This window comes from Pyruvatibacter sp. (assembly GCF_040219635.1).
Lineage (GTDB): Bacteria > Pseudomonadota > Alphaproteobacteria > CGMCC-115125 > CGMCC-115125 > Pyruvatibacter.
Genome location: NZ_JAVJSC010000008.1, coordinates 23,860 through 46,411, shown reverse-complemented (window position 1 = coordinate 46,411; position 22,552 = coordinate 23,860). Strand labels below are relative to the sequence as shown.

At 60.0% G+C, this 22,552-nt stretch carries 14 protein-coding genes; 6 read left to right on the top strand and 8 right to left on the bottom strand.

Annotated features, from left to right (window positions below; genetic code table 11):
* Positions 1-21 precede the first annotated feature (21 nt).
* Positions 22-318 (bottom strand): BufA1 family periplasmic bufferin-type metallophore, encoded by a 297-nt coding sequence (locus RIB87_RS12040; protein ID WP_350146952.1) that lies wholly within the window; start codon positions 316-318, stop codon positions 22-24.
* 949 nt (positions 319-1,267) lie between these two features.
* On the opposite strand from RIB87_RS12040, the gene gltB reads away from it, so the two are divergent.
* Both gltB and RIB87_RS12030 read left to right on the top strand, forming a co-directional pair.
* Positions 1,268-5,959 (top strand): glutamate synthase large subunit, encoded by a 4,692-nt coding sequence (gene gltB / locus RIB87_RS12035; RefSeq protein WP_502943248.1) that lies wholly within the window; start codon positions 1,268-1,270, stop codon positions 5,957-5,959.
* Positions 5,960-6,029: 70 nt separating this feature from the next.
* Positions 6,030-7,457, top strand: a complete 1,428-nt coding sequence (locus tag RIB87_RS12030; RefSeq protein WP_350146950.1) for a glutamate synthase subunit beta — start codon at positions 6,030-6,032, stop codon at positions 7,455-7,457.
* A gap of 184 nt (positions 7,458-7,641) precedes the next feature.
* On the opposite strand, the gene RIB87_RS12025 is transcribed toward RIB87_RS12030, so the two are convergent.
* The 5 genes from RIB87_RS12025 to RIB87_RS12005 all read right to left on the bottom strand — a co-directional run bounded on the left by RIB87_RS12025 (position 7,642) and on the right by RIB87_RS12005 (position 14,015).
* The gene (locus RIB87_RS12025) at positions 7,642-8,040 is read right to left on the bottom strand and encodes a hypothetical protein (protein WP_350146948.1); all 399 of its coding nucleotides are present in this window, start codon (positions 8,038-8,040) and stop codon (positions 7,642-7,644) included.
* Between the two features lie 12 nt (positions 8,041-8,052).
* Positions 8,053-9,528: an MBOAT family O-acyltransferase gene (locus RIB87_RS12020; protein ID WP_350146946.1), complete on the bottom strand. Its 1,476-nt coding sequence runs from the start codon at positions 9,526-9,528 to the stop codon at positions 8,053-8,055.
* 61 nt (positions 9,529-9,589) lie between these two features.
* A complete protein-coding gene (locus RIB87_RS12015; protein WP_350146944.1) occupies positions 9,590-10,975 on the bottom strand; it encodes an SGNH/GDSL hydrolase family protein in 1,386 nt (461 codons plus the stop codon).
* Positions 10,976-10,979: 4 nt separating this feature from the next.
* Positions 10,980-12,158: an SGNH/GDSL hydrolase family protein gene (locus RIB87_RS12010; RefSeq protein WP_350146942.1), complete on the bottom strand. Its 1,179-nt coding sequence runs from the start codon at positions 12,156-12,158 to the stop codon at positions 10,980-10,982.
* Positions 12,159-12,536: 378 nt separating this feature from the next.
* Positions 12,537-14,015: a VWA domain-containing protein gene (locus tag RIB87_RS12005; RefSeq protein WP_350146940.1), complete on the bottom strand. Its 1,479-nt coding sequence runs from the start codon at positions 14,013-14,015 to the stop codon at positions 12,537-12,539.
* A gap of 191 nt (positions 14,016-14,206) precedes the next feature.
* Here RIB87_RS12005 and RIB87_RS12000 point away from each other — a divergent pair, with 191 nt between their 5' ends.
* Positions 14,207-16,078 carry an autotransporter domain-containing protein gene (locus RIB87_RS12000; RefSeq protein WP_350146938.1) on the top strand — a complete coding sequence of 624 codons (1,872 nt, stop codon included), beginning with the start codon at positions 14,207-14,209 and terminating at the stop codon, positions 16,076-16,078.
* A gap of 23 nt (positions 16,079-16,101) precedes the next feature.
* Here RIB87_RS12000 and RIB87_RS11995 read toward each other — a convergent pair whose 3' ends face one another.
* Entirely contained in the window at positions 16,102-17,052 is a 951-nt protein-coding gene (locus RIB87_RS11995) for an AAA family ATPase (RefSeq protein WP_502943247.1), read from the bottom strand.
* Between the two features lie 250 nt (positions 17,053-17,302).
* Between RIB87_RS11995 and RIB87_RS11990 the strand changes: the two genes are divergently transcribed.
* Together RIB87_RS11990 and RIB87_RS11985 are read left to right on the top strand one after the other, a co-directional pair.
* Entirely contained in the window at positions 17,303-19,366 is a 2,064-nt protein-coding gene (locus RIB87_RS11990) for a 3-hydroxyacyl-CoA dehydrogenase NAD-binding domain-containing protein (protein ID WP_502943252.1), read from the top strand.
* On the top strand, positions 19,366-20,067 hold the full coding sequence (locus RIB87_RS11985; protein ID WP_350146933.1) for a glutathione S-transferase N-terminal domain-containing protein: 702 nt from the start codon (positions 19,366-19,368) through the stop codon (positions 20,065-20,067). The genes RIB87_RS11990 and RIB87_RS11985 overlap by 1 nt, the downstream gene beginning before the upstream one ends.
* Before the next feature lie 143 nt (positions 20,068-20,210).
* Here RIB87_RS11985 and RIB87_RS11980 read toward each other — a convergent pair whose 3' ends face one another.
* On the bottom strand, positions 20,211-21,485 hold the full coding sequence (locus tag RIB87_RS11980; RefSeq protein ID WP_350146931.1) for a lytic murein transglycosylase: 1,275 nt from the start codon (positions 21,483-21,485) through the stop codon (positions 20,211-20,213).
* A 197-nt stretch (positions 21,486-21,682) separates the two neighbouring features.
* On the opposite strand from RIB87_RS11980, the gene galU reads away from it, so the two are divergent.
* On the top strand, positions 21,683-22,552 hold the full coding sequence (gene galU, locus RIB87_RS11975) for a UTP--glucose-1-phosphate uridylyltransferase GalU (RefSeq protein WP_350146929.1): 870 nt from the start codon (positions 21,683-21,685) through the stop codon (positions 22,550-22,552).

Below are 22,552 nucleotides of genomic sequence, written 5' to 3'. Positions count from 1 at the left end.
CTCGCGTAAGAGGGGTCTGTGTTACGCAGGTACGTTGACGTCGCTGGCTTCAAGGCTGCCTGTGCCATTTGGCGTTTCAATGGTTTCGCAGGTGCCTGCAGGAACCAGCGTCCAGGCGTTGGACTGGTAATCAATGGTGGATGTGCCCTGACACGATGTGCCTGCACCGGCAGCACAATCATTTTCACCGGCAAGCGACACGCCGTAGCATTTTTCCATGTCGGCAGCGGCAGCAGGAGAAGCGGCAAGCGCGCCCATTGTGACAGCGGCTGAAAGAGCACCGGCGACGGCGAAAGCGGTTGTTGAAGCGTTTTTCATGGGATCCGTTTCCTTGTTGAACAGTGAATAAGAAGAAGACGTTGGTTGGTTGGGCGAAGTGCGTCTCCGCCGCCCCCTCAACCTCGTGTCCGCACTCAAAAAAAGAAACTCACGATGCCGTCGCGCCGCCTCAAACGACTGTGAGGCCGTGTGATAAAAGCGCGAGCGACCGTGATGCTGGCCGCAGGCACCGGCGCAGCATGCCGGGCACAGCCGGGCTCAAACGGGCTTTTCCGACTTCAAGGAGAGGAAAAAACGCGCAAGAAGTGCCCGCCCCCCGGACAAACGCGGCGGGGGACACCACCGGCGGGCAGGCACCCTTGCGACTCGCCAACAGTGCCCAAAGCGTTTCAAAAGGTGAATTCACAAGGCGCGCCAGTGCCTTCAAACCCGTGTGAATGAGCGTGAACAGTTTAGCCGCCACAATTTGTGCCGGAAAACAGCCGTTTTTACAGGTGGCCACGGCAAAGCCCGCGACAAAAAAGGTCACTATTCCTGACCTTGATTCATCCCGCCCCTCTCTGGCACTATCCAGCCGTGATGCAGACCCGGCCGTGTATCAGGCAGGGCAGCAGCATTCGGGCGAAAAAGCTGGGTTGCTCATCAGGCAGCACCCGCCCGACAAGGCAAAAGGCCCTTGTGACCGGAGCCGGCCAGCATGATGGCAGCGCGGCACCAAGCGAGGGTTCAAGGTCAATTCGCGACAAGGCGGCATTCCTGCCGACCCGCGTCCTCTTCCGGCGCCACCCATGTGTGGGCGCGCGCTTCGGGAGATGACGGGCCGACCGGGGGACGCTTGCCGGTTGCGCGATTGCCCGACGGCGCTAGATACCCCGACATGAAGGGGAACATGAGTGCCCGCAACTGGTTTGTTTTGCGTCACAGGCACGCCCCCAAAGCGGCCCTGAGACACGGATGTGAAGATATGGATTTTGAAGAGGTTGGCGGCATGACGAAGTCACAGGATGAAAAGTTCCGGCCCGGTTTCCGCCCCGCAGGTATGCCCGCGCCCAAGGGTCTGTACGACCCGCGCAACGAAAAAGATGCCTGCGGCATCGGCTTTGTCGCCAATATCAAGAACATCAAAACCCACAAGACCGTGCAGGATGGTCTGTCAATTCTGTGCAACCTTGAACACCGCGGCGCTGTGGGCGCTGACCCCAAGGCTGGCGACGGGGCCGGCATTCTCATTCAGATGCCCGATGCGTTCCTGCGCGCTGTCACCGGCGAACTTGGCTTCACGCTTCCAGCGGAGGGCAACTACGCCGTGGGGCACTTCTTCCTGCCGCAGGAAGATGACCGGCGTGCCCACGCGATACAGCGTGCCGAACAGGTGGTTGCCGCTGAAGGCCAGACGGTTCTGGGCTGGCGCGATGTGCCGGTGGACAACCGTGACCTTGGCTATTCAGTTATTCCCACCGAGCCGTATCACAAGCAGTTGTTCATTCAGCGCGGCGAAAACTGTGCTGATCAGGACGCGTTCGAGCGCAAGCTGTTTGTTATCCGCAAGCAGATCTGGAACTCGCTGCTGGAAGAAGACGTTACCAGCGCGGCAGACACCTACATCACCTCCATGTCGTCTCGTGTGCTCAACTACAAGGGCATGTTGATGTCCGACCAGGTAGGCAAATACTATCTGGATCTGCATGACGATCGCATGGTGTCAGCGCTGGCGCTGGTGCATCAGCGCTTTTCCACCAACACCTTTCCCACCTGGAGCCTCGCCCAGCCGTTCCGGATGATCTGCCACAATGGCGAGATCAACACGTTGCGCGGCAACGTCAACTGGATGGCAGCCCGTCAGGGCTCCATGGCGTCCGATGTTCTGGGTGCGGACGTTGAAAAAATCTGGCCCCTGATTGTTGAGGGCCAGTCGGACTCAGCGTGCTTCGACAACGCGTTGGAGCTGCTTGTGATGGGCGGCTACTCGCTGTCGCACGCCATGATGATGATGATCCCTGAAGCATGGGCCGGGCATGAGCTGATGGACCCGGCACGGCGCGCCTTCTACGAGCATCACGCTGCCCTGATGGAACCATGGGATGGCCCCGCCGCTATGGCGTTCACCGACGGTCGCCAGATCGGCGCCACGCTGGACCGTAACGGCCTGCGCCCGGCGCGCTATTTCGTCACCGACGACGACCACGTGATTTTGGCATCTGAAATGGGCGTTCTTCCGTATCCGGAAGACCGTATCGTTGAAAAATGGCGGCTGCAGCCCGGCAAGATGCTGCTCATCGACCTTGAAGAAGGCCGCATCATTTCCGATGAGGAAAACAAGGCCAAGCTTGCCGCCCTCGAGCCGTATCAGGAATGGCTGGACAAAGCGCAGATCGCGGTTGAAGAGCTGCCCGACATCGGCGGCAACCCGCCCCAGCCCAACGTGCCACTGCTCAAGCGTCAGCAGGCGTTCGGCTACACCCAGGAAGACGTGCGCATGTTGATGGCGCCCATGGCCGCCACAGGCCAAGAAGCCATCGGCTCAATGGGCACGGATACGCCCATCGCAGTGCTGTCGAACCAGTCAAAGTCCTTGTTTGCCTATTTCCAGCAAAACTTTGCCCAGGTCACCAACCCGCCGATTGACCCGATCCGCGAAGAACTGGTGATGAGCCTCGTCTCGTTCATCGGCCCGCGCCCCAACCTGCTGGACCTGCACAGCCAGGGCGATCTGCGCCGCCTGGAAGTGCGCCAGCCGATCCTGTCGAATGAGGATCTGGAAAAAATCCGCGCCATCGGTGACATCGCCGACAATCATTTCCAGACCAAGACGCTGGACACGACTTTCGCTGCAGACCGCGGCGCATCCGGCATGAAGCCCGCGCTGGACGCGCTGTGCGAGCGTGCTGAACGCGCCGTCACCGAAGGCTTCAACATCATCATCCTGTCCGACAGGCTGCTGAGCGAAGACCGGGTGGCTATCCCGTCGCTGCTGGCAACTTCCGCTGTGCATCATCACCTGATCCGCCGCAAGCTGCGCACCCGCGTGGGCCTTGTGGTGGAAACCGGCGAAGCCCGCGAGGTGCATCACTTCTGTGCGCTCGCAGGCTATGGCGCGGAAGCCATCAACCCGTATCTGGCGTTCGAAACGCTGGTCGCCGGCAAGTCCATGCTGGATGAAGACCTTGACGATGCCACCATCAAGTCGCGCTACATCAAGGCCATCGACAAAGGTATTTTGAAGGTGATGTCCAAGATGGGCATCTCCACCTATCAGTCCTATTGCGGGGCACAGATTTTTGACGCCGTTGGTTTGTCGTCGCAGTTCGTGCACGACTACTTCTACGGCACAGCCACCACCATTGAAGGTGTGGGGCTTGCCGAAGTGGCGGAAGAAACCGTGCGCCGTCACCACCGCACGTTCTCTACCGACCCGGTGCTGAAAACAGCCCTTACCGTAGGCGGCGAATACATGCAGCGCGTACGCGGCGAAGAACACATGTGGACCGCAGACACGGTGGCCGACCTGCAACACGCGGTGCGTGGCAACAGCCAGGACAAGTACAACGCGTTTGCAAAGTCGATCAACGATCAGACCAAGCGCCTGATGACCATTCGCGGCCTGTTCCGCTTGAAGTCTGCGGAAGAACTTGGCCGCGCGCCGGTGTCCATTGATGACGTCGAGCCCGCAAAAGATATCGTCAAGCGTTTTGCCACCGGGGCCATGTCGTTCGGCTCGATCAGCCGTGAGGCGCACACCACGCTGGCCATGGCGATGAACCGCATCGGCGGCAAGTCCAACACCGGCGAGGGCGGCGAGGAAGTGGACCGGTTCACACCGCTCGCCAATGGCGACTCGATGCGCTCAGCCATCAAGCAGGTGGCCTCAGGCCGCTTTGGCGTGACGGCGGAATATCTCGTCAACGCCGACATGATCCAGATTAAGATGGCGCAGGGGGCCAAGCCCGGCGAAGGCGGCCAGTTGCCCGGCCACAAAGTGGACGCGGTCATTGCCAAGGTGCGCTACTCAACGCCCGGCGTGGGCCTGATTTCGCCGCCGCCGCACCACGACATCTATTCCATTGAAGATCTGGCGCAGCTCATTTTTGACCTGAAAAACGTCAATCCGGATGCCTGGGTATCGGTAAAGCTGGTATCGGAAGTGGGCGTCGGCACGGTGGCCGCAGGTGTGTCCAAGGCACGCGCCGATCACGTGACGATTTCGGGCTACGAAGGCGGCACCGGGGCGTCACCCCTCACCTCCATCAAGCACGCCGGCTCGCCATGGGAAATCGGCCTTGCCGAAACCCATCAGACACTGGTGGCCAACGGCCTGCGCGGCCGTATTGCCGTGCAGGTGGATGGTGGCCTGCGCACCGGACGCGACGTTGCCATCGGTGCGTTGCTGGGCGCGGACGAGTTTGGCTTTTCGACCGCACCGCTGATTGCCGCAGGCTGCATCATGATGCGCAAGTGTCACCTCAACACCTGCCCTGTGGGCGTTGCCACGCAGGACCCGGTTCTGCGCAAGCGTTTCGTCGGCCTGCCCGAGCACGTGGTGAATTACTTCTTCTATGTGGCCGAAGAACTGCGCGCCATCATGGCCGAGATGGGCTTCACCAAACTTGAAGACATGATCGGCCTGATGGATGCCCTCGACCAGACCAGAGCGCTGAACCACTGGAAGGCGCAGGGGCTTGATGTCTCGCGCCTGTTCCAGCGGCCTGAAGACGTGCCCGGCGTGGCTATTCGCCACGTTGAAGCGCAAAAACATCCGATCACGGACATTCTTGACCGCAAGCTGATTGACGAGGCGCAGCCTGCGCTCGCCGACCGCTCACCGGTAAAGATCGAGACCACCATCAACTCGCAGAACCGCACCGCCGGTGCCATGCTGTCGGGCGAAGTCGCCAGGCGCTATGGCCACAAAGGTCTGCCCGAAGACACGATATCGGTAAAACTTACCGGCACCGCAGGCCAGAGCTTCGGCGCATGGCTGGCCCACGGCGTGACGTTTGAGCTGGCCGGTGAAGCCAACGACTATGTGGGCAAGGGCCTGTCTGGCGGTCGCATTGTCATCTATCCGCATGAAACCGCAAAAGTGGTGCCTGAAAAGAGCATCATCGTCGGCAACACGGTGCTGTATGGTGCCATCACCGGGGAATGCTATTTCCGCGGCGTTGCGGGTGAGCGATTTGCTGTGCGCAACTCCGGCGCGATCGCCGTGGTGGAAGGCTCAGGCGACCATTGCTGCGAATACATGACCGGCGGCGTTGTGGTGGTGCTGGGCGAAACCGGCCGCAACTTTGCCGCCGGCATGTCAGGCGGCATTGCCTATGTGCTGGATGAGGCGGGCGACTTTGAGCGCCGCTGCAACCTCTCGATGGTTGAGCTTGAGCACATTCCCGCCGAGGACGATGCCATGGAACGGCGCGGCCACCAGGGCGGTGACCTTGAGACTCATGGCCGTGTGGACGTGATGACCGACATGACGCGCTTTGACGCTGAACGTCTGCGTCAGCTCATTGAGAACCACGCCCACTACACGGGCTCTGCCCGCGCCAAAATGATTTTGGACGCGTGGGATACCTATCTGCCGAAGTTTGTGAAGGTGATGCCGGTGGACTATCGCCGCGCGCTGGAAGAAATGAAGGCTGTCAACGAAAACGATGCAACACCGTTCAAGGCGGCAGGCGAATAGCCACACCGTCACGAACCAGCATCACCGAAGATATTTGAACACAGATGTTTGAGCACAAAGGGTAAGCCAGATGGGTAAAGTCACCGGCTTCATGGAAATCGACCGTCAGGACCGCACGGAAGCACCGGCCTCAGACCGCGTGCGCCACTTCCGCGAGTTCGTGATTCCGATGTCCGAAGAGGGCGTCAAAAGCCAGGCCGCCCGCTGCATGGATTGCGGCATCCCCTATTGTCACAACGGCTGCCCGGTCAACAACCAGATCCCCGACTGGAATGATCTGGTGTATTCGGACGATTGGGAGGAAGCAGCACGCAACCTGCATTCCACCAACAATTTTCCCGAAGTGACCGGCCGCATCTGCCCTGCGCCATGCGAGGCTGCCTGTACGCTCAACCTCATCGACAAACCTGTCACAATCAAATCAATTGAGTGCGCCATCGCGGACCGTGCCATTGAAGACGGCTGGATTGAGCCACAGATCCCCGCTCACAAGACCGGCAAAAAAGTTGCCGTCGTCGGGTCCGGCCCGGCAGGCATGGCGTGCGCGCAGCAGTTGGCCCGCGCGGGTCACGACGTGACGCTGTTTGAAAAAAACCAGAAGGCAGGGGGCCTGCTGCGTTACGGCATTCCTGATTTCAAAATGGAAAAGCACGTCATCGACCGCCGCATCGAGCAGATGACCGCCGAAGGAGTGACGCTTAGAACCGGCGTGCATATTGGCGTTGATATGACCGCCGACGACCTGATGGCCCAGTTTGATGCCGTGGCACTTGCCGGTGGCGCGGAAAAGCCCCGCGACCTGCCGATTGAAGGCCGTGACCTGGATGGCGTTCACTTTGCGATGGAGTTTCTGCCGCAGCAAAACCGCCGCGTCGGCGACGAGCATCTGGGCAATGCGGCCCCCATTCTGGCCGGGGGCAAGCGTGTGGTGGTGATCGGCGGTGGCGACACCGGCTCCGACTGCATCGGCACATCATTCCGTCAGGGCGCTGTGTCGGTAACGCAAATCGAGATCATGCCGCAGCCGCCTGAAAAAGAAGACAAGCTGATGACCTGGCCGCACTGGCCGATGAAGTTCCGCACATCGTCCAGTCAGGCAGAAGGCGCTGACCGTGACTTTGCCGTGATGACCAAAAAGTTTGTCGGCGAAGACGGCAAGGTAACGGGCCTTATCTGCACCCGCGTGGACGACAAGATGCAGCCCATCGAAGGCTCAGAGTTTGAAATCAAGGCGGATCTTGTGCTGCTCGCCATGGGTTTCGTCAGCCCCGTGCATGAGGGCATGATTGAAGCCCTGAACCCGGAGCTGGATCAGCGCGGCAACATCAAGGCCGACACCGAAGGCGAAGACAGCTACAAATCCTCCGTGGACAAACTGTTCGCCTGCGGCGACATGCGCCGCGGCCAGTCTCTGGTCGTCTGGGCGATCCGTGAAGGCCGCCAGTGCGCTCACACGGTGGACAAGTTCCTGATGGGTGAAACCACGCTGCCACGGTAGGTATGACTGAAACTCAAGACTTTGCACCCCGGACTTGATCCGGGGTCCAGGGCTACCCGGACAAGCCTCGCAATGTCGCCCTGGGTTCCGCGATCAAGTCGCGGAAAGGCATAAACATTAAAGTGGAAACACCTGCCCGTGCTCCGTTCAGCGCAACCAACGCAGCGCCGTTCCTAGTGGCAGCCTACTCCGCCACCCCTCCGCGCAAATCATCCGGCGCATCAGCACCGGCGCGACCATCAAGCACCGCGTCCACATCGTTCCATGTGGCGTCGTGCAATGCCTGCATCCGCTCATCCATCAGCGTGAACAGCTCGGTCAGGCCGTTGCGCTGCATCTGCTCGTGCCAGGCTTCACTAACGGCAATCACCGTGTCTTCCACCGGCCCGATCGGCAGACCGCGCACATAGGTCACCAGCGACGCTGAGTGAAACAGCGCCAGAATGACAAAGCCAAACAGCATGGAGTACAGCACGCGCTTGAAGGTGCGCGTGGTTTCGGCTTCCGCGTTGAGCGATGCCCTGGGCTTCATCTCGAAGCCAGGTTCGTAGGCATCGGCTTCCGGGTCAATATGCTCCATCATCGCGACATATCCCTAGAACTGGAAATAGATGAACGGGGCAACGCCTTCAGGCGCCATGGCTTCAATCGCCAGAATGCCAAAGCCGAGCATCAAACCCAACACAATCCACGACGCGCGCTGCAACATGCGTCCCACACCTACCGCCCAGTTTGACGGCAGGAAGTGCGCGGCCAGTGACAGAGCCACCATGCCGACAATGAATGGCGACGCATATTGCGAGGGCTGCGACCAGTCAAACAACCCGATTACATAGTTCCACGCGCTGGAGAAGGTTGGTGCACGGAAGAATATCCATGCAAAGCAAACAAGATGAAATGTCAGCACAATGCCAAGCACAGTACCGATGGACCCCTGAATGGCGCGGCCGATGCCCATCAGGGTGCCCAGAACTCCGCCGCCATAGCCGTTGCCGTTGCCTGCATAGGCTTCCCAACGTCTGCTCACTGCACGCTCGACCCCCAGCATCGCGCCGTGGAATGCGCCCCAGAAAACGAATGTCCAAGCAGCGCCATGCCAGATGCCACCAAGGAACATGGTGAGAAACAGATTGCGATAGGTCTTGAAGGTGGAGCCGTGACTGCCACCAAGGGGAATGTACAAGTAGTCCCGCAGCCATGTGGACAGCGAAATGTGCCAGCGCCGCCAGAACTCCTGCAACGAGGCCGCCCGATACGGATGGTCAAAATTGCGCGGGAAGCGATAGCCAAGCAACGCTGCCACGCCGATGGCAATGTCGGAATACGCGGAAAAATCGCAATAGATCTGCACTGCATAGGCATAAACACCCAGCAGCAGATCACCGCCGCCATAGATCGTCGGGTCGAAGAACACATTGTCCACAACCTCGGTGGCCAGATAGTTGGCTATCACCATCTTCTTGAACAGGCCAACCAGTATGAGCACCACGGCAAGCGACGCCATGCGGCGGTTGACGTGCGGTGTGCGCTCAAGCTGCGGCAGAAAATGCGCAGCCCGGACGATTGGCCCCGCCACAAGCTGCGGGAAAAACGAGATGTAGAGAAAAATATCCAGGACCGAGCGCGAGGCGTCCACGTGCCGCCGATAGACATCCACAAGGTACGAGATGCCCTGGAACGTGAAGAACGAAATACCGACCGGCAGGATGACTTCCAGGAACGGCAGGTCGCGCTCGATGCCCAGCGTCACCAGCATGTCGGCGAGCGAATCCAGGAAGAAGCCGTAATATTTGAAAAACGCCAGCACAGCCAGGTTGAGCGCAATGGCAACGCCCAACACCCATTTGCGCATTGCCCCGTCATTCATGCCGCCGATGGCGCGCCCGGCCGCGTAGTTCAGCAGCGACGACCCGGCCAGCAGCAACGTGAAGCGCGGATCCCAGTAGCCGTAAAAGAAGTAGGAGGCGAGCACCAAAACGAGTTTGCGCGCGTCCATGTCCCGCCGCAGTTCCCATGCAATAAGGAACACGATGACGAAGAACAGCGCAAAATCGAGTGTCGGAAACAGCATGTCCGAACGTGTCTCATTGGGATTGAAGACACATGGAACGGGTCAAACCGCGCCACACATCTTAATCCTTTGTTGCCCCTGAGTGCGATCTGTCCCGATCTGAAACGGTTTCGCCCTCCCGTAAGGCAGTCCATGCCACAAACGCGCCATTCAGCGCTGCCGCCAGCGCTGCGGCTGACGCGGCGTATCCGGCACTTGTCAGATGCACATGGTCGGGACGCGCCCATTGTGGTTCGGCCAGCCGCCAGTCATGCACGGCACACGCGCCACCCATCGCCTGCCGCCAGTTCCAGTGCGCCACACCCGCTTCAAGCGCCACACGTTCTTGCAGCGCCAGCACAGAAGAAAGATACGGTGGATCATGCCAGCGCAGTAACGTTTCGCTTTCAGCTTCCATGAGGGCTGCGTAGTCGCGGCGCTCTGCGTCCGTCAGCGGAGCGCAGGTCCATTCGTGAGGCGCACGGGCGTCAGTGTCTGCGTAAAACGGCAACCGCGTGCCGTCCGGCCCGCCGGTGAGTAGCAGCGACGCTGAGGGCGCAAACCGTTTGAGGCGCATAAGCTGGTTGCGCAAGGTGGTTTCATAGGCCGCAAGATCAAGCTCATCGTCAAAGCCTTCATTGGTGCCGTAGCTGATGATAATCAGATGTGGGGCGAAGCGCGCCAACTCCATACGCAGCACATCGTCATCCCACCGGGTCATGATCTGCGCGGTAGCGCCCGGCCAGCCGGTGTTGGAGAGCGTGACGCCCGCCTCGCCCGCCTCAAGGCTCAGGGACAGCAGCGCCATCGGCCCATCGCCCGCTGCAGACACCCGAATAATCTGTGTGCCCTTAGGCACCGGAACCGCAGCAAACGCCGGGCCTTCCCTACCATCTGTCTGAAAAGCGTGCAGCGCTGCATCGACGCGCACCTGAATGGCCCCGCCGTCGGGCTGTCGCCAATAGCCGATCACCAGACGGTCCGCCGGGTGGTCAATGCCCGACAGCACAATCCACGGGCTGGTGGCAGGTGCCGCCTCAACCCGCGCATTCATCAGGCCAAACGGGCCGGATGCATCGTCATTGCGGGCACGGTGAACCGTCCACCCGTCGGACATATCCACTTCAACGCCACGCGCCGCGAAGAATGGATACACCGGACCCGGTGGTATCATGCCGCGCGCACCGGGTGTATGTCCGTCCGTCAGCATCGCCCGCAGATCACCGGAAAAAGCGTCGCGGGCGATATGGCTGTCGCCGATGTGCAGCACACGCAGCGGACCACCTGCCGCACGCGCCGAAAAAAACCGGCTGAGCGCATCAGCTTTGGAAACAGGTAGGGTTTGCAAAGGGGCGGGAGGCAGCCGCATCGGAATATCGTCTGAGGCCGGCACGTCAGCGAGCGGGGCCGCCGCCAGAAACAGCACGACAGATACCGCCGCGACTGCATACCGGACAAACCCGCGCATGACTTCAGTCCGCCGGCTGGCGCAGATCATCCGCCCTGCCGGGCTGTGGTTCAGGCATTACAAAACCGCGCAGATCAGACAGCGCGCTGGCAATGCCTGAGGCCACATCCGAAATACCCGCACGCTCCGACCGCTGAATATCCTCGCCGGTCTGGCGCAGAGGCAGCGCGCCCGCCCGGTCATCCGGTCGGGCTGCGGGAATTGGCGTTGCCGCGCCCGGATCCTGCGGCAGGGCAACGTCAGGAACAGCAGGCGGAACAGGTGCTGTTGGCCGCTCAATCTGCACTGGTGCTGAAACCGGGCCATCAACCGGCGGCAAATCACTCACCACCGGGTCGGGTGCTGGCAGCACCTCAGCTTTGGGCTGTGCCATGGCTTCGGTCACGAAATTGGCGAGCTTGATGTAGCCGCGCATGGTGAAGTGAATGCCGTCATTGGTGCGCATCTGCCGCGTGCGGCCGTCCTCGTCCAGTCCGTAGGCGGAATACTGGCCGTTGTCGTCCAGTGTGCGGTCACGGGTTGGCACGAAGGCAATGCCGTTGGCCTCAGCGCGCTCACGAAACAGGCCGTTGAAATACTGCATGTCGCCGCCAAAGCGCGGCGAGCGCATGGCAGGCAGTTCCACCCAGTAAATGTCCGCGCCTTCGTCCTTGAGAACCTGCGTCACGTCGTCGATGCGGGCTTTGTAAATCTCTTCCCAGCGTGCAGAGCGCAGCGCGTGACGGCCATTTTCAACAATCGTCTGGCGGTCATTTGTGCCGATCATCACCACCGCCACATCGACGCGATGCTTGGCAACAATCTGCCTGACAGCCTTTTGCCAGTTGTAATAATCCTTGCGCACCAGCCCGGTGGAAACGCGTGAATGCTTGGTGACGTGATAGCCGTCGGCCTTTGGCAGTTCACGGTACAGACCCGCCCAGATGCCATCTCCCAGGCTGTCACCGAACACATGGACGTTCAGCGGCCCCTCGCGCTTGGGTGCCGGTGCGGCATCCGCGACAGGTGCCATGCTGGCCGCAGCCTCGGGAGCCGCGCTGATTTCGATATCGGGAAGATTGGCGGACTGAACACCTGACGTCTGCGCAGCCGCGCTCTGTGCTCCTGCACCAGCCGAAAGCACAAGCGCTGCGAGCCCTGTCACAAGCAAACTGCGAAACGCAGATCGGCTGTTTGCTGTCACGTTCGCCCTCCCCCAAGGACTTCGTACCCTAAAACTGCCCGGGTACTGGAATACGCACGCCATCATTGTCGTTACCTGTACATCGCCGCCCCCACGCAGCACCCAAATGGTGCCCGAGATAGCAGGCCAAGTCACCCTTGTTGTGGCCCAAAACGACCCAAAAGTGAGGCAACAGCGTCATACGGTGCAGGCTGGATACGCGGCCTTCGAGGCGAAACAGCCAAATCAGCACAACGAACCCGCCCCGCATGACGCCTTGATGACATTTTGTGCAAGATCAGGACCGCGCCGCGCATGACGCAGTCCAGCGCACGGTACAAATGGCACCGCTGTGCCCGTTAACGTAAACTCAATCAGCGCCAATCCTTCAGGTGGCCGTCAGGTCGCCGTGCGCAAGATGTCGTCCACCACGCGCTCAAGGTCTTTCAGCGAGCCGCACATCTGCGCGCGGTGGCTGAACGGCTTGAGTTTCAGCATCTCGCTGTCGCCCGTGCCCCACAGCCCTTCGGGCTCGGGGTTGAGAAAAATCACTCGCCGGGCGCGCTCATAAATCAGCTTCATGATGTCCGCACGCGGGTCCACATGGTTTGATCGTCCATCGCCGAGCACAATCACCGTGGTGCGGTTGTCGATGTCGCCAAGCGCGATGTCGGCAAAATCCTGCAACGCCACGCCATAGTCTGTGGAGCCGCCGCCATACTCGCGCAGGATCAGCGGAATGGCCTGTTCCATGTCCATGGTCTCAAATAGCTCGGTCACTTCGCCCAGATGCCCGGAGAACGCGAACGACCGCACTTTTGGAAGCACCTCGCCCAGCGAATACAGGAACATCAACAAAAATCGCGCGACGGTGGAGACGGATCCGGACACGTCGCAAATCGCCATCACGTCCGGCCGGTCCACCTTGCGGCGCTTCCAGTGGGTGTCGAACATCATGCCGTCATAGGCAACGTTATGGCGGATCGTGCGGCGCACATCCAGGTGCCCGCGCCGCGCCTTCCTGCGGCGGCGCGAATGCAGCGCCACCAGCTTCTTCGACATTTTGCGCACAAGCTGCTGCATCATGGCAAAGTCGCGCATCTCGACATTTGTCAGCCGCACGCTTTCCAGCACTTCCTCACGCAGACGCTTGCCTTCGTGCTGGGCGTACAGCGCCAGATTGCGCTCCACATAATTGTCCACGTCCTGCCGCAGCATTTCGCGCACACCCTTGAGGGCTTCCACCCGAGGCCCGCCAACGCCTTCAGCGCGTTCAGCGGCAATTATCTCGTCAGTCAGTTCCTGAAGCCCGATGCGCTCCATGATGCGCCGACCATACAGCCCGCGCTGGGTGAAAAAGCGAATGTTCCGTATGCCAACTTCCTCGCCCGCACGCGCAATCGCCATGGACAGCGCATTGCGATCCCCCGACCGCAGCATTTCCATCAGGCTTTGCGATGGTACGCCGTCGTCGCCCGGCTCGCCTTCATCAGACGGTTTGCCGCCACCCATGCCACTGGGGGGTCCACCGCTCGGCGACCCTTCACCCTGTTCGCCGTCATTTTGCAGGTTGTTATCATCCTGCGACGCCTCATCGCCCTCGCCGGCATCTTCATCAACAGCAGATTGTTCGTTGACATCGCCATCAGCAGCGCCGGCTGCATTCTCCATCGTCTCAAACGAAAAAAACCGGTCAAACGTTTCGTCAAAAAACGCTTTTTCTTCCGGCGTCTTGGCCATAGAGAGCGACAGCGTGTCTTTCAGCAATGCACGGTTGCCAAAGCCCACAAGGTCTGCGGCCTGCATCGCCTCCAGCGTTTCGGCGGGCGACACCTGCACATCCGCTGCGCGCAACGCCTCCACGAAACTGGTCATCATTTTTGACATCTTGTGATCCCGTTTGTTTGCACTCGTTCTACCGAAAATGCGGCGGTTAAGCACACAAGAATACCGGAATTGATTATACCGGACTCGAAACGAAAATAGTGAAAACATCATCACTATTGATGATGTAGGTTGATATCAGCCTTCCCATTATTCAGCCTTGGATACAAAGCGGGGGACAGGTGATGAATGATGTCAGATTACATGCATGGCCAACTGCGGGCTGTTTCGTACTGGCAACCATCGCGTGCTTTTCAATCCCGCCAACACAGGCACTTGCGGCTTCCGCCGGGTGCACGGCAGCCAATGCCGGCGCGTTCGACCAGAATGTTCCTGCCAATGGTGCAAATGCTGTCGGTATCATCGGCGCGTTCGATCAGGGCGACAGCCTGACTATAACGGCGGCGGGCAACCCCAACCTTGCGACGGTTCAGCTACTGCCCAGCAATACCGGCATTTTCGGGACTGCAGCAAATCTGGTTCAGACCGTAGCCATCAATGAAGCAGGCGTCACCGGCCTTGGGATTACGCTTCTGGCCTCCGCCGCTCAGGCCGCCACACTCACCATCACATGCGTTCCGGTTACCGCAGCAGCGGCAACACCCCAAAGCAGCAGCTCAGTTGCTACAGCTGCGACAAACGTCATGACACCTTCTCAGACGTCAGATGCAATTAGTTCGTCAACACAAACTGTCATGGCCAACCGTCTGCCAACCACGCCTGCGGCCCTGCCCGGCGCTGGCCCCCGCACGGTGGCGCGGACGCAAACGCGCGAGCAGGCCAGCCGCACGGAACATGTGGCATTGTGGGACGAGTTCCAGAAGGCGCTGAACGATCTGTATGTGCGCGACCATGAAGAGCAGCAGCAGTTCATCCCGGACACCGGAAAATCAATAGAGAGTTTCAAGCGCGGCATTGGCCTGTTCGACGCCGGCCAGCCCTTCCCCTCCGACCAAAAATCCGCCGACACGCGGCGGGGGTGGACCTATGGCCGCGACCGCCAGGCGATTATTGACAAATACCGCAAGCGTTTCGAGGACGCGGGCCTGCCCATGTCAGACCCCAGGCCGCAGGTCGGGTTGCCCGAGCCCGAGCCCGAGCCCGACGTCGATGCCGATCCCGAAGAGCTGGGCGATGGCGACATTGTGCTGTTCACGCCGGACCAGAATGGCCGGGGGGTCAACTTCGAGATATCAACAGATGCCCTGCGTCGGCATTTTGCCCTTCGTCTGGACGATACCGGGACCGCCCCTACGTCCCTCCCCTCGCTAACGATTGCTGGCATGCCGGTAAATATATGGGCACGTGGCCGAGGCACCCTGTTTGATCGCCAAAAACGAGCGGGCTACGATGGCTGGGCAGCCCACCTGCTTGCCGGGGCGGCCCTGAGGCTGAACGACGTGCTGACCGTCGGCGCATACGGGTCCTACCTCGCCGCCCATAGCGACACAGACATTTCCAATACCAAAGTCGATACCACCCAGGCCGGTGCAGGCGCCTATATGCGCTACGCGCTGATGCAGGGCCTGAGCGTCGGCCTTTCGGCAAACCGGGAAACCGGCGAGCAGGACATTAAAACACCCACCGGCAGTGGTTCTGCCGACATAGACCTGTGGTCCATCTCATCATCCGTACAAGGAGCGGTATATCTGCAGCCCGTGCTGCTATCGCCCTCTCTGGCGGTCACCTATTCCCATTTCCAGCGCGATGGATATACCGACTCGCGCGGCATCTTTATTCCCGGCGCTTCGTCGGGCGATACGACTGTGAGCGCAGCGCTGACAGCATCGCGAAGCTACGCCTTCGAGAATGGCTGGCTTCGTCGGGTAACCCCGCGCCTCAACGGCACAGTGAACTATTTCGCTCGCGAGGATGAGAGCTACCGTGTGTCCGCAACAGAGGTCATCGAGTCCGATCGATGGGGCGCGAATCTTGGTGCCGGCGTAACACTCACCACCAGCGGGTCAAGCCGCATCTCTTTTGACGCAGGTGTCATCGGCATCGGGCAGAACACACTGGGCTACACAGGTCAGCTACAGGTGCATTTCGGCTTCTAGCTACCCTCGCGCGCCCGGCGCACTTAACTACCCTCGCGCGCCCGGCGCACCATGCCGGGGATTTCGTTTTCGACGCTTTCAATGTCGTCTTCAAACTTGAGCAGCAGGTTGAGGGTGTTGCGCACCATTTCCTCGTCCAGATCCTGCGTGTGCAGCAGCAACAGCGCACGTGCCCAATCAATTGTCTCGCTCACCGCCGGCAGCTTCTTGATGGTTTTGGTGCGCAGTTCCTGCACAAACGTCACAAGCTGGCGCAGCAATGACGCATCAACGCCCGGCACGCGCTTTTCGATGATGCGCATTTCCAGCGCCTGATCGGGAAACGAAATGTACAGGTGCAGGCACCGACGCTTCAGCGCGTCACCAACCTCGCGGGTGTTGTTGGAGGTCAGAAACACAATCGGCTTTACGTCCGCCTTGATTGTGCCGATTTCAGGGATCGACACCTGAAAGTCCGACAGGATTTCCAGCAGGAATGCTTCGAACTCGTGGTCGGACTTGTCCACCTCGTCCACCAGCAGCACGCCGCCGCCGGGCACCTGCAACGCCTTCAACAGCGGGCGTGGCTCCAGAAACTCCGGCGAAAAGAATGTGTCGTCGAACGAATGCAGCCGCTCCATGGCTTCGTCCAGCCCGTGGGTGCCATCCAAGAGGTCAGCCAGTTTGTCTTTGAGCACCTGCGTATACAAAAGCTGCTTGCCGTATTTCCACTCATACAGCGCCTTGGCTTCATCCAGCCCTTCATAGCATTGCAGACGAATAAGCTCGCGGCCCAGATAGGCGGCGGTGGCCTTGGCCAGTTCGGTTTTGCCGACGCCGGGCGGGCCTTCCACCAAAATGGGCTTGTCCAGCGCCTGCGCCAGAAAAACGGCGGTTGCAATGTGGGTGTTGGCCACATAGCCGCTCACCTCAAACCCCTCGCGGATCAGCTCAATATCGGCCTGAACCGCATCAGACTTCAGTTTGTCACTCACGTTTTGGTCTGCCTGTTTTTATCTGTTTCGCGCACTGGCATACGCGAGACCGCCGATATGGGCAACCAGAGGGCGCAAGGCACAGATATGCAAAGCCCGTTGCGTGCCCATAGGAAACAATCCGCAGAATCCAAGACTCGCATCATCCGCCAAGCTGACTAGAATGCGCGGCAATCCGGGACGCATAGCGCGCGCCCATCAATAAGTCTTCGCCTTAAAAGCGCCCAGGGAGGCAGCCCACATGACCAAAATCAACGATGTCACCACTCTCACCCGCGAAGGCGACATTGCCGTTGTCACGCTCAACTCACCGCCGGTGAACGCACTTTCAGCCAATGTGCGCGAAGGCCTGTTTGAGGGCTTCAAGGCGGCGATCGCTGACGATGCCGCCAAGGCCATTGTGCTGATCTGCGACGGGCGCACTTTCATTGCAGGTGCTGACATCACCGAGTTCGGTCAGGCACCCAAAGGCCCCGGTCTGCATGAAGTGCAGGCAATGATTGAAGACGCCCCCAAGCCGGTGGTTGCCGCCGTTCACGGCACAGCCCTTGGCGGTGGTCTGGAAGTAGCGCTTGTGTGTCATTACCGCGTGGTAGTGCCCAGCGCCCGCATGGGTCTGCCGGAAGTAAACCTCGGCCTGTTGCCCGGTGCCGGCGGCACCCAGCGCCTGCCGCGCGTCACGGGCGTTGAAAAAGCTCTTGAGATGATGACATCAGGTCGCCACGCCTCCGCCAAAGAGGCGCATGAAAGCGGTCTGGCTGATGCCATCGTCGAAGAAGGCAAGCTGCTGGAAGGCGCCATCGCCTTTGCCCGAAAGATTGTGGCTGACAATGCGCCACTGACAAAAATCCGTGAGCGCGACGACAAGGTGGCTGACGCCCGTGGCAAGCCGGAAATCTTTGAAGCATTCCGCAAGTCCATTGCCCGCAAGACACGGGGCTTCCTTGCGCCGGAATACAACATTCAGTGCATTGAAGCGGCGGTAAACCTGCCCTTCGACGAAGGCATGAAGGTGGAAGCCAAGCTGTTCCGCGAACTGGTAACGGGCGAACAGTCCGCCGCCCAGCGCCATGTGTTCTTTGCAGAGCGTCAGGTTGCCAAGATCCCCGATGTGCCTAAAGACACGCCCCAGATTGACATCAAGTCTGTCGGCATCATCGGCGCGGGCACCATGGGTGGCGGCATTGCCATGAACTTCGTCAATGCCGGCATTCCCGTCACCATCATCGAGCAGGCTCAGGAGCGTCTGGACGCGGGCCTTGGCGTGGTGCGCAAGAACTATGAAAACTCAGCCAAACGCGGCCGCTTCCCGATGGACGAAGTCGACAAGCGCATGGGCATGTTCACCGGCTCCACCAACCTTGAAGACCTTGCTGACAAGGATCTCATCATCGAAGCCATCTTCGAGAACATGGACGTGAAAAAGGACGTGTTCGGCAAACTCGACAAGATCGTCAAGCAGGGCGCAATCCTGGCAACGAACACGTCAGCGCTGGACATTGACGAGATCGCCACCGCCACCACACGGCCCGAAGCCGTCATAGGTCTGCACTTCTTCTCACCCGCTAATGTCATGCAACTGCTGGAAATCGTCCGCGCCGACAAGACCAGCAACGAAGTGATTGCCACCTCCATGTCGCTTGCCAAGAAAATCGGCAAGGTCGGCGTGCTGGTGGGTGTGTGCCCCGGCTTTGTCGGCAACCGCCTGCTGGCCCAGCGTCAGCGCGAAGCCAACAAGCTCATTCTGGAAGGCGCCATGCCGTGGGACGTGGACCGCGTGCTGTTTGACTTCGGCCTCCCCATGGGCCCGTTTGCCATGTCAGACCTGGCAGGCCTCGACCTTGGCTGGAACAAGGAAACCTCAAAGGGCGAAACCCTGCGCGACATTCTGTGCGAGCGCGACAGGCGTGGCCAGAAAACCTCCAAGGGGTTTTACGACTATGACGAAAATCGTGTTCCGTCTCCGTCCAAGGAAGTCGAGGACATCATTCGTCAGTACGCAGAAGAGCGCCAGATTCAGCAGCGTGAGATTTCAGACGAAGAAATTCTCGAACGGTGCCTGCTGCCGATGGTCAACGAAGGCTACAAAATCCTCGAAGAAGGCAAAGCCATTCGCGCTTCCGACATCGATATTGTCTGGATCATGGGCTATGGCTGGCCGCGCTATCGCGGCGGCCCGATGTGGTGGGGCGAAAACTCGGTCGGCCTTGAAAAAGTGCTGGAGCGCATGACCCACTATCAGGACAAGCACGGCGACGACTTCAAGCCCGCTGCCATGCTGCAGGACCTGGTTGCCAAGAAGAAGGCAAGCTAATGGCGCTTGCTCTTTATGACCTCGAAGGCCGTGACGGTCGCCGCATGAGCCCTTTTTGCTGGCGCACAAAATATGCGCTGGCCCACAAGGGGCTCACTGCGGAAGATCGTCCGGTCGGCTTTGGCGAAATCAAAAAAATCGGTGACGGGTCGTTCAGGACTGTTCCGGTCATTGAGCATGATGGCCAGTTCATCGGTGATAGCTGGAAGATCGCGATCTATCTGGATCAGACCTTTCAGGACACGCCGCCGTTGTTTCCCAGCCTCGACGCACTGCACTACGCGCAGTTTGTGGAGCGCTGGCTGTTCACGCAGGTGTTCACCGCCATGTTCCCGGCGATGGTCAAACAGGTGTTTGAACACGCCCGCGACGAAGACAAGGCCTATGTGCGCGAAAGCCGTGAAAAGCAGCTTGGCGGCATGACGCTGGAACAGGCGGACAAACGCGGCAAGGAAGGGTTGGGTGCCATGTCCGTTGCCCTTGGCCCGCTGCGGGCAAAGCTGATGGACACGCCCTACCTCAATGGCCAGGAGCCGGGCTACGCCGACTATGTAGCCGCCAGCACCTTCATGTGGGCCCGCGCTGTTTATCCCAACAAGCTGTTTGCCCCCAAGGAGCCGGTGGCTGAGTGGTATAAACGCATTCTTGAAATGCATGGCTCGCTTGGCCGTTCAACGCCAGGCTATGACATCGCCGCCTAGATCGGCGTGTTGAATCTACCGGACCAGAGCATTGCCTCCCCGCGGCTTGTCCGCGGGGCCCAGAGCCACACAGCAAAGCATCTAGGCGGCCACACTGGATTCCGGGGTCAAGCCGCGGAAAGGCAAATCGGGGGAACCAGCCGCTAACGCGAAGCCGCGCGGATTTTCTCAAGCAGCTTTTCGGTGGCAAAGCCGTCCTGCGGCGTATTCAACTGTGCCTGAAACCCGCGAATGGCGCGGCGACTCATCGGCCCGATGATGCCGTCCACACCGCCCGTATCAAAGCCGATGGCCGTGAGCCGCGTCTGCATCTCCCTGGCTTCGTCCAGTGTCAAAGGTCGCTCGTCCTCTGGCCAGGTAGCCTGAATGCCAGGCTCATCGGCAAAGTACCGCGCCAGATACGACACCGCCATCGCGTAGGACGTGGCGTTGTTGTAGCGCAGGATAGTGCGGAAATTGGGATACGCTAGAAACGCCGGCCCGCGATATCCCGCCGGCACAATCAACGATGCGTCAAGCGTTCGCTCGCGGCCCGGCAGCGTATCGCCGCCCACGGCGCGAATGCCAAGTGCCTGCCACTCTTCGCCGGTCTTGCGGGTGCCTTCATCCGCCAGCGAATAGTCAAAGTTCTGCGGCAATATCACTTCGCGCACAGCGGGGTCGCCGGTGTCCCACCCTGATGCGCGCAGGTAGTTACCTGCCGACCCAAGCCCGTCTGCGTGGCTTTCCCAGACATTGCGACGGCCGTCCCCATCAAAATCAACGGCGTGTTCAAGGTAGGTGGTGGGAATGAACTGGGTGTGCCCCATCGCCCCGGCCCATGAACCATTCATGGCCTCAGGCGTGATATCGCCGGACTGAATGATCTTGAGCGCGGCCAGCAATTGTGTGCGGCCAAAGTCTGCCCGCCTGCCGTCAAAGGCCAGTGTTGTCAGTGAACGGATGACATTGCGGCTGCCCATATACGTGCCAAAGTGTGTTTCAAGGCCCCAGATCGCCGCCAGCACTTCACGCTCAACGCCGTAGGTTTCTTCCAGCCGGTCGAACAGCGCATCATTTGCGCGCAACTGTTCACGCCCGTCGGCCTTGCGCTTGTCTGACAATGCAGAGCCAAGATAGCCCCAGATCGGCCGCACGAACTCAGGCTGCTTCTGGTTGAGTTCCAGCACCTTGACGTCCAGCGAGATGCCGCGAAACGCGCGTGAGAACGTCGATGCCGTGATGCCCTGCGCCAGCGCCTCACGCCTGAAGCCGGTCAGCCATTCCGCCAGCCGGTCTTCCATTTCCGCCGTCACCACCACGTCGTCCGCCACCGGCTGGCCCGCCTGGGCCAGGGCCGGAGCGGGTGTCACAAAGCCCCCACCCAGAACAGCAGCGATCGCTGCAACTGGCAAAAAACGAGCTGAAATCTGCCGCATGATCATGTGTTCCGCTATTGTGAATCATCAGGTGGCGCAACCATATGCGATGGACTGTGGCAATTCTATGCGGGGCTATACGGGCCTATGCGGGCAATTAGTCCTGTGTCAGGCCCGCAACCCGTGCGCCTTGCAGGTGCGCGGCTTTGCGTGGCAAATACCCTCAAAGTCCGCCGCATCCAAATACAAGGTTCCCTATGTCCAAACCGATCCGCAAGGTTGTGTTTCCTGTCGCAGGTCTTGGCACCCGCTTTTTGCCCGCCACAAAGTCCGTCCCTAAAGAGCTGTTGCCGGTGGTGGACCGCCCGCTCATTCAATATGCCGTGGACGAAGCCAAGGAAGCGGGCATCGAGCACTTCATTTTTGTCACCGGGCGCGGCAAGACAGCGATTGCTGATTATTTCGACCACGCCTACGAGCTGGAACAAACACTTGCCTCCAAAGGCAACACTGACGCACTCAAAATGCTCACTGACATGCGCCCGCCCGCAGGGGCTGCGTCGTTTCTGCGCCAACAGGAACCTGCGGGCCTTGGCCACGCCGTATGGTGTGCCCGCGACCTTGTGGGCAACGAACCTTTTGCCGTCATTCTGGCCGACGAACTGCTGAAATCGTCACCGGGTTGCCTGGCGCAGATGGTGGAGGCCTATAACGAGACACAGGGCAATGTCGTTGGGTTGCTGGATGTCCCGCCCGAACACACCGACCGTTACGGTGTCATCAAACCGGGCACCCGTAATGGCAAGATCATTGAAATCGAGGACATGGTTGAAAAACCAAAGCCCGAAGATGCGCCTTCCACGCTTGTGATGGTTGGCCGCTACATTCTGCAACCGACAATCTTTGATCACCTCTCGCGACAGGACCGTGGCGCGGGTGGTGAAATTCAGCTCACGGATGCCATGGCCCGGCTCATCGGCAAGGAGCCGTTTCATGGTCTTGAGTTTGACGGCGTGCGCTTTGACTGCGGCAACAAGGTGGGGTTCATGGCCGCCAATGTGGCCTACGCCCTTGAGCGCGACGACATGGCGGATGAACTGCGCGACTTTCTGCGGACTGTCGTCTAG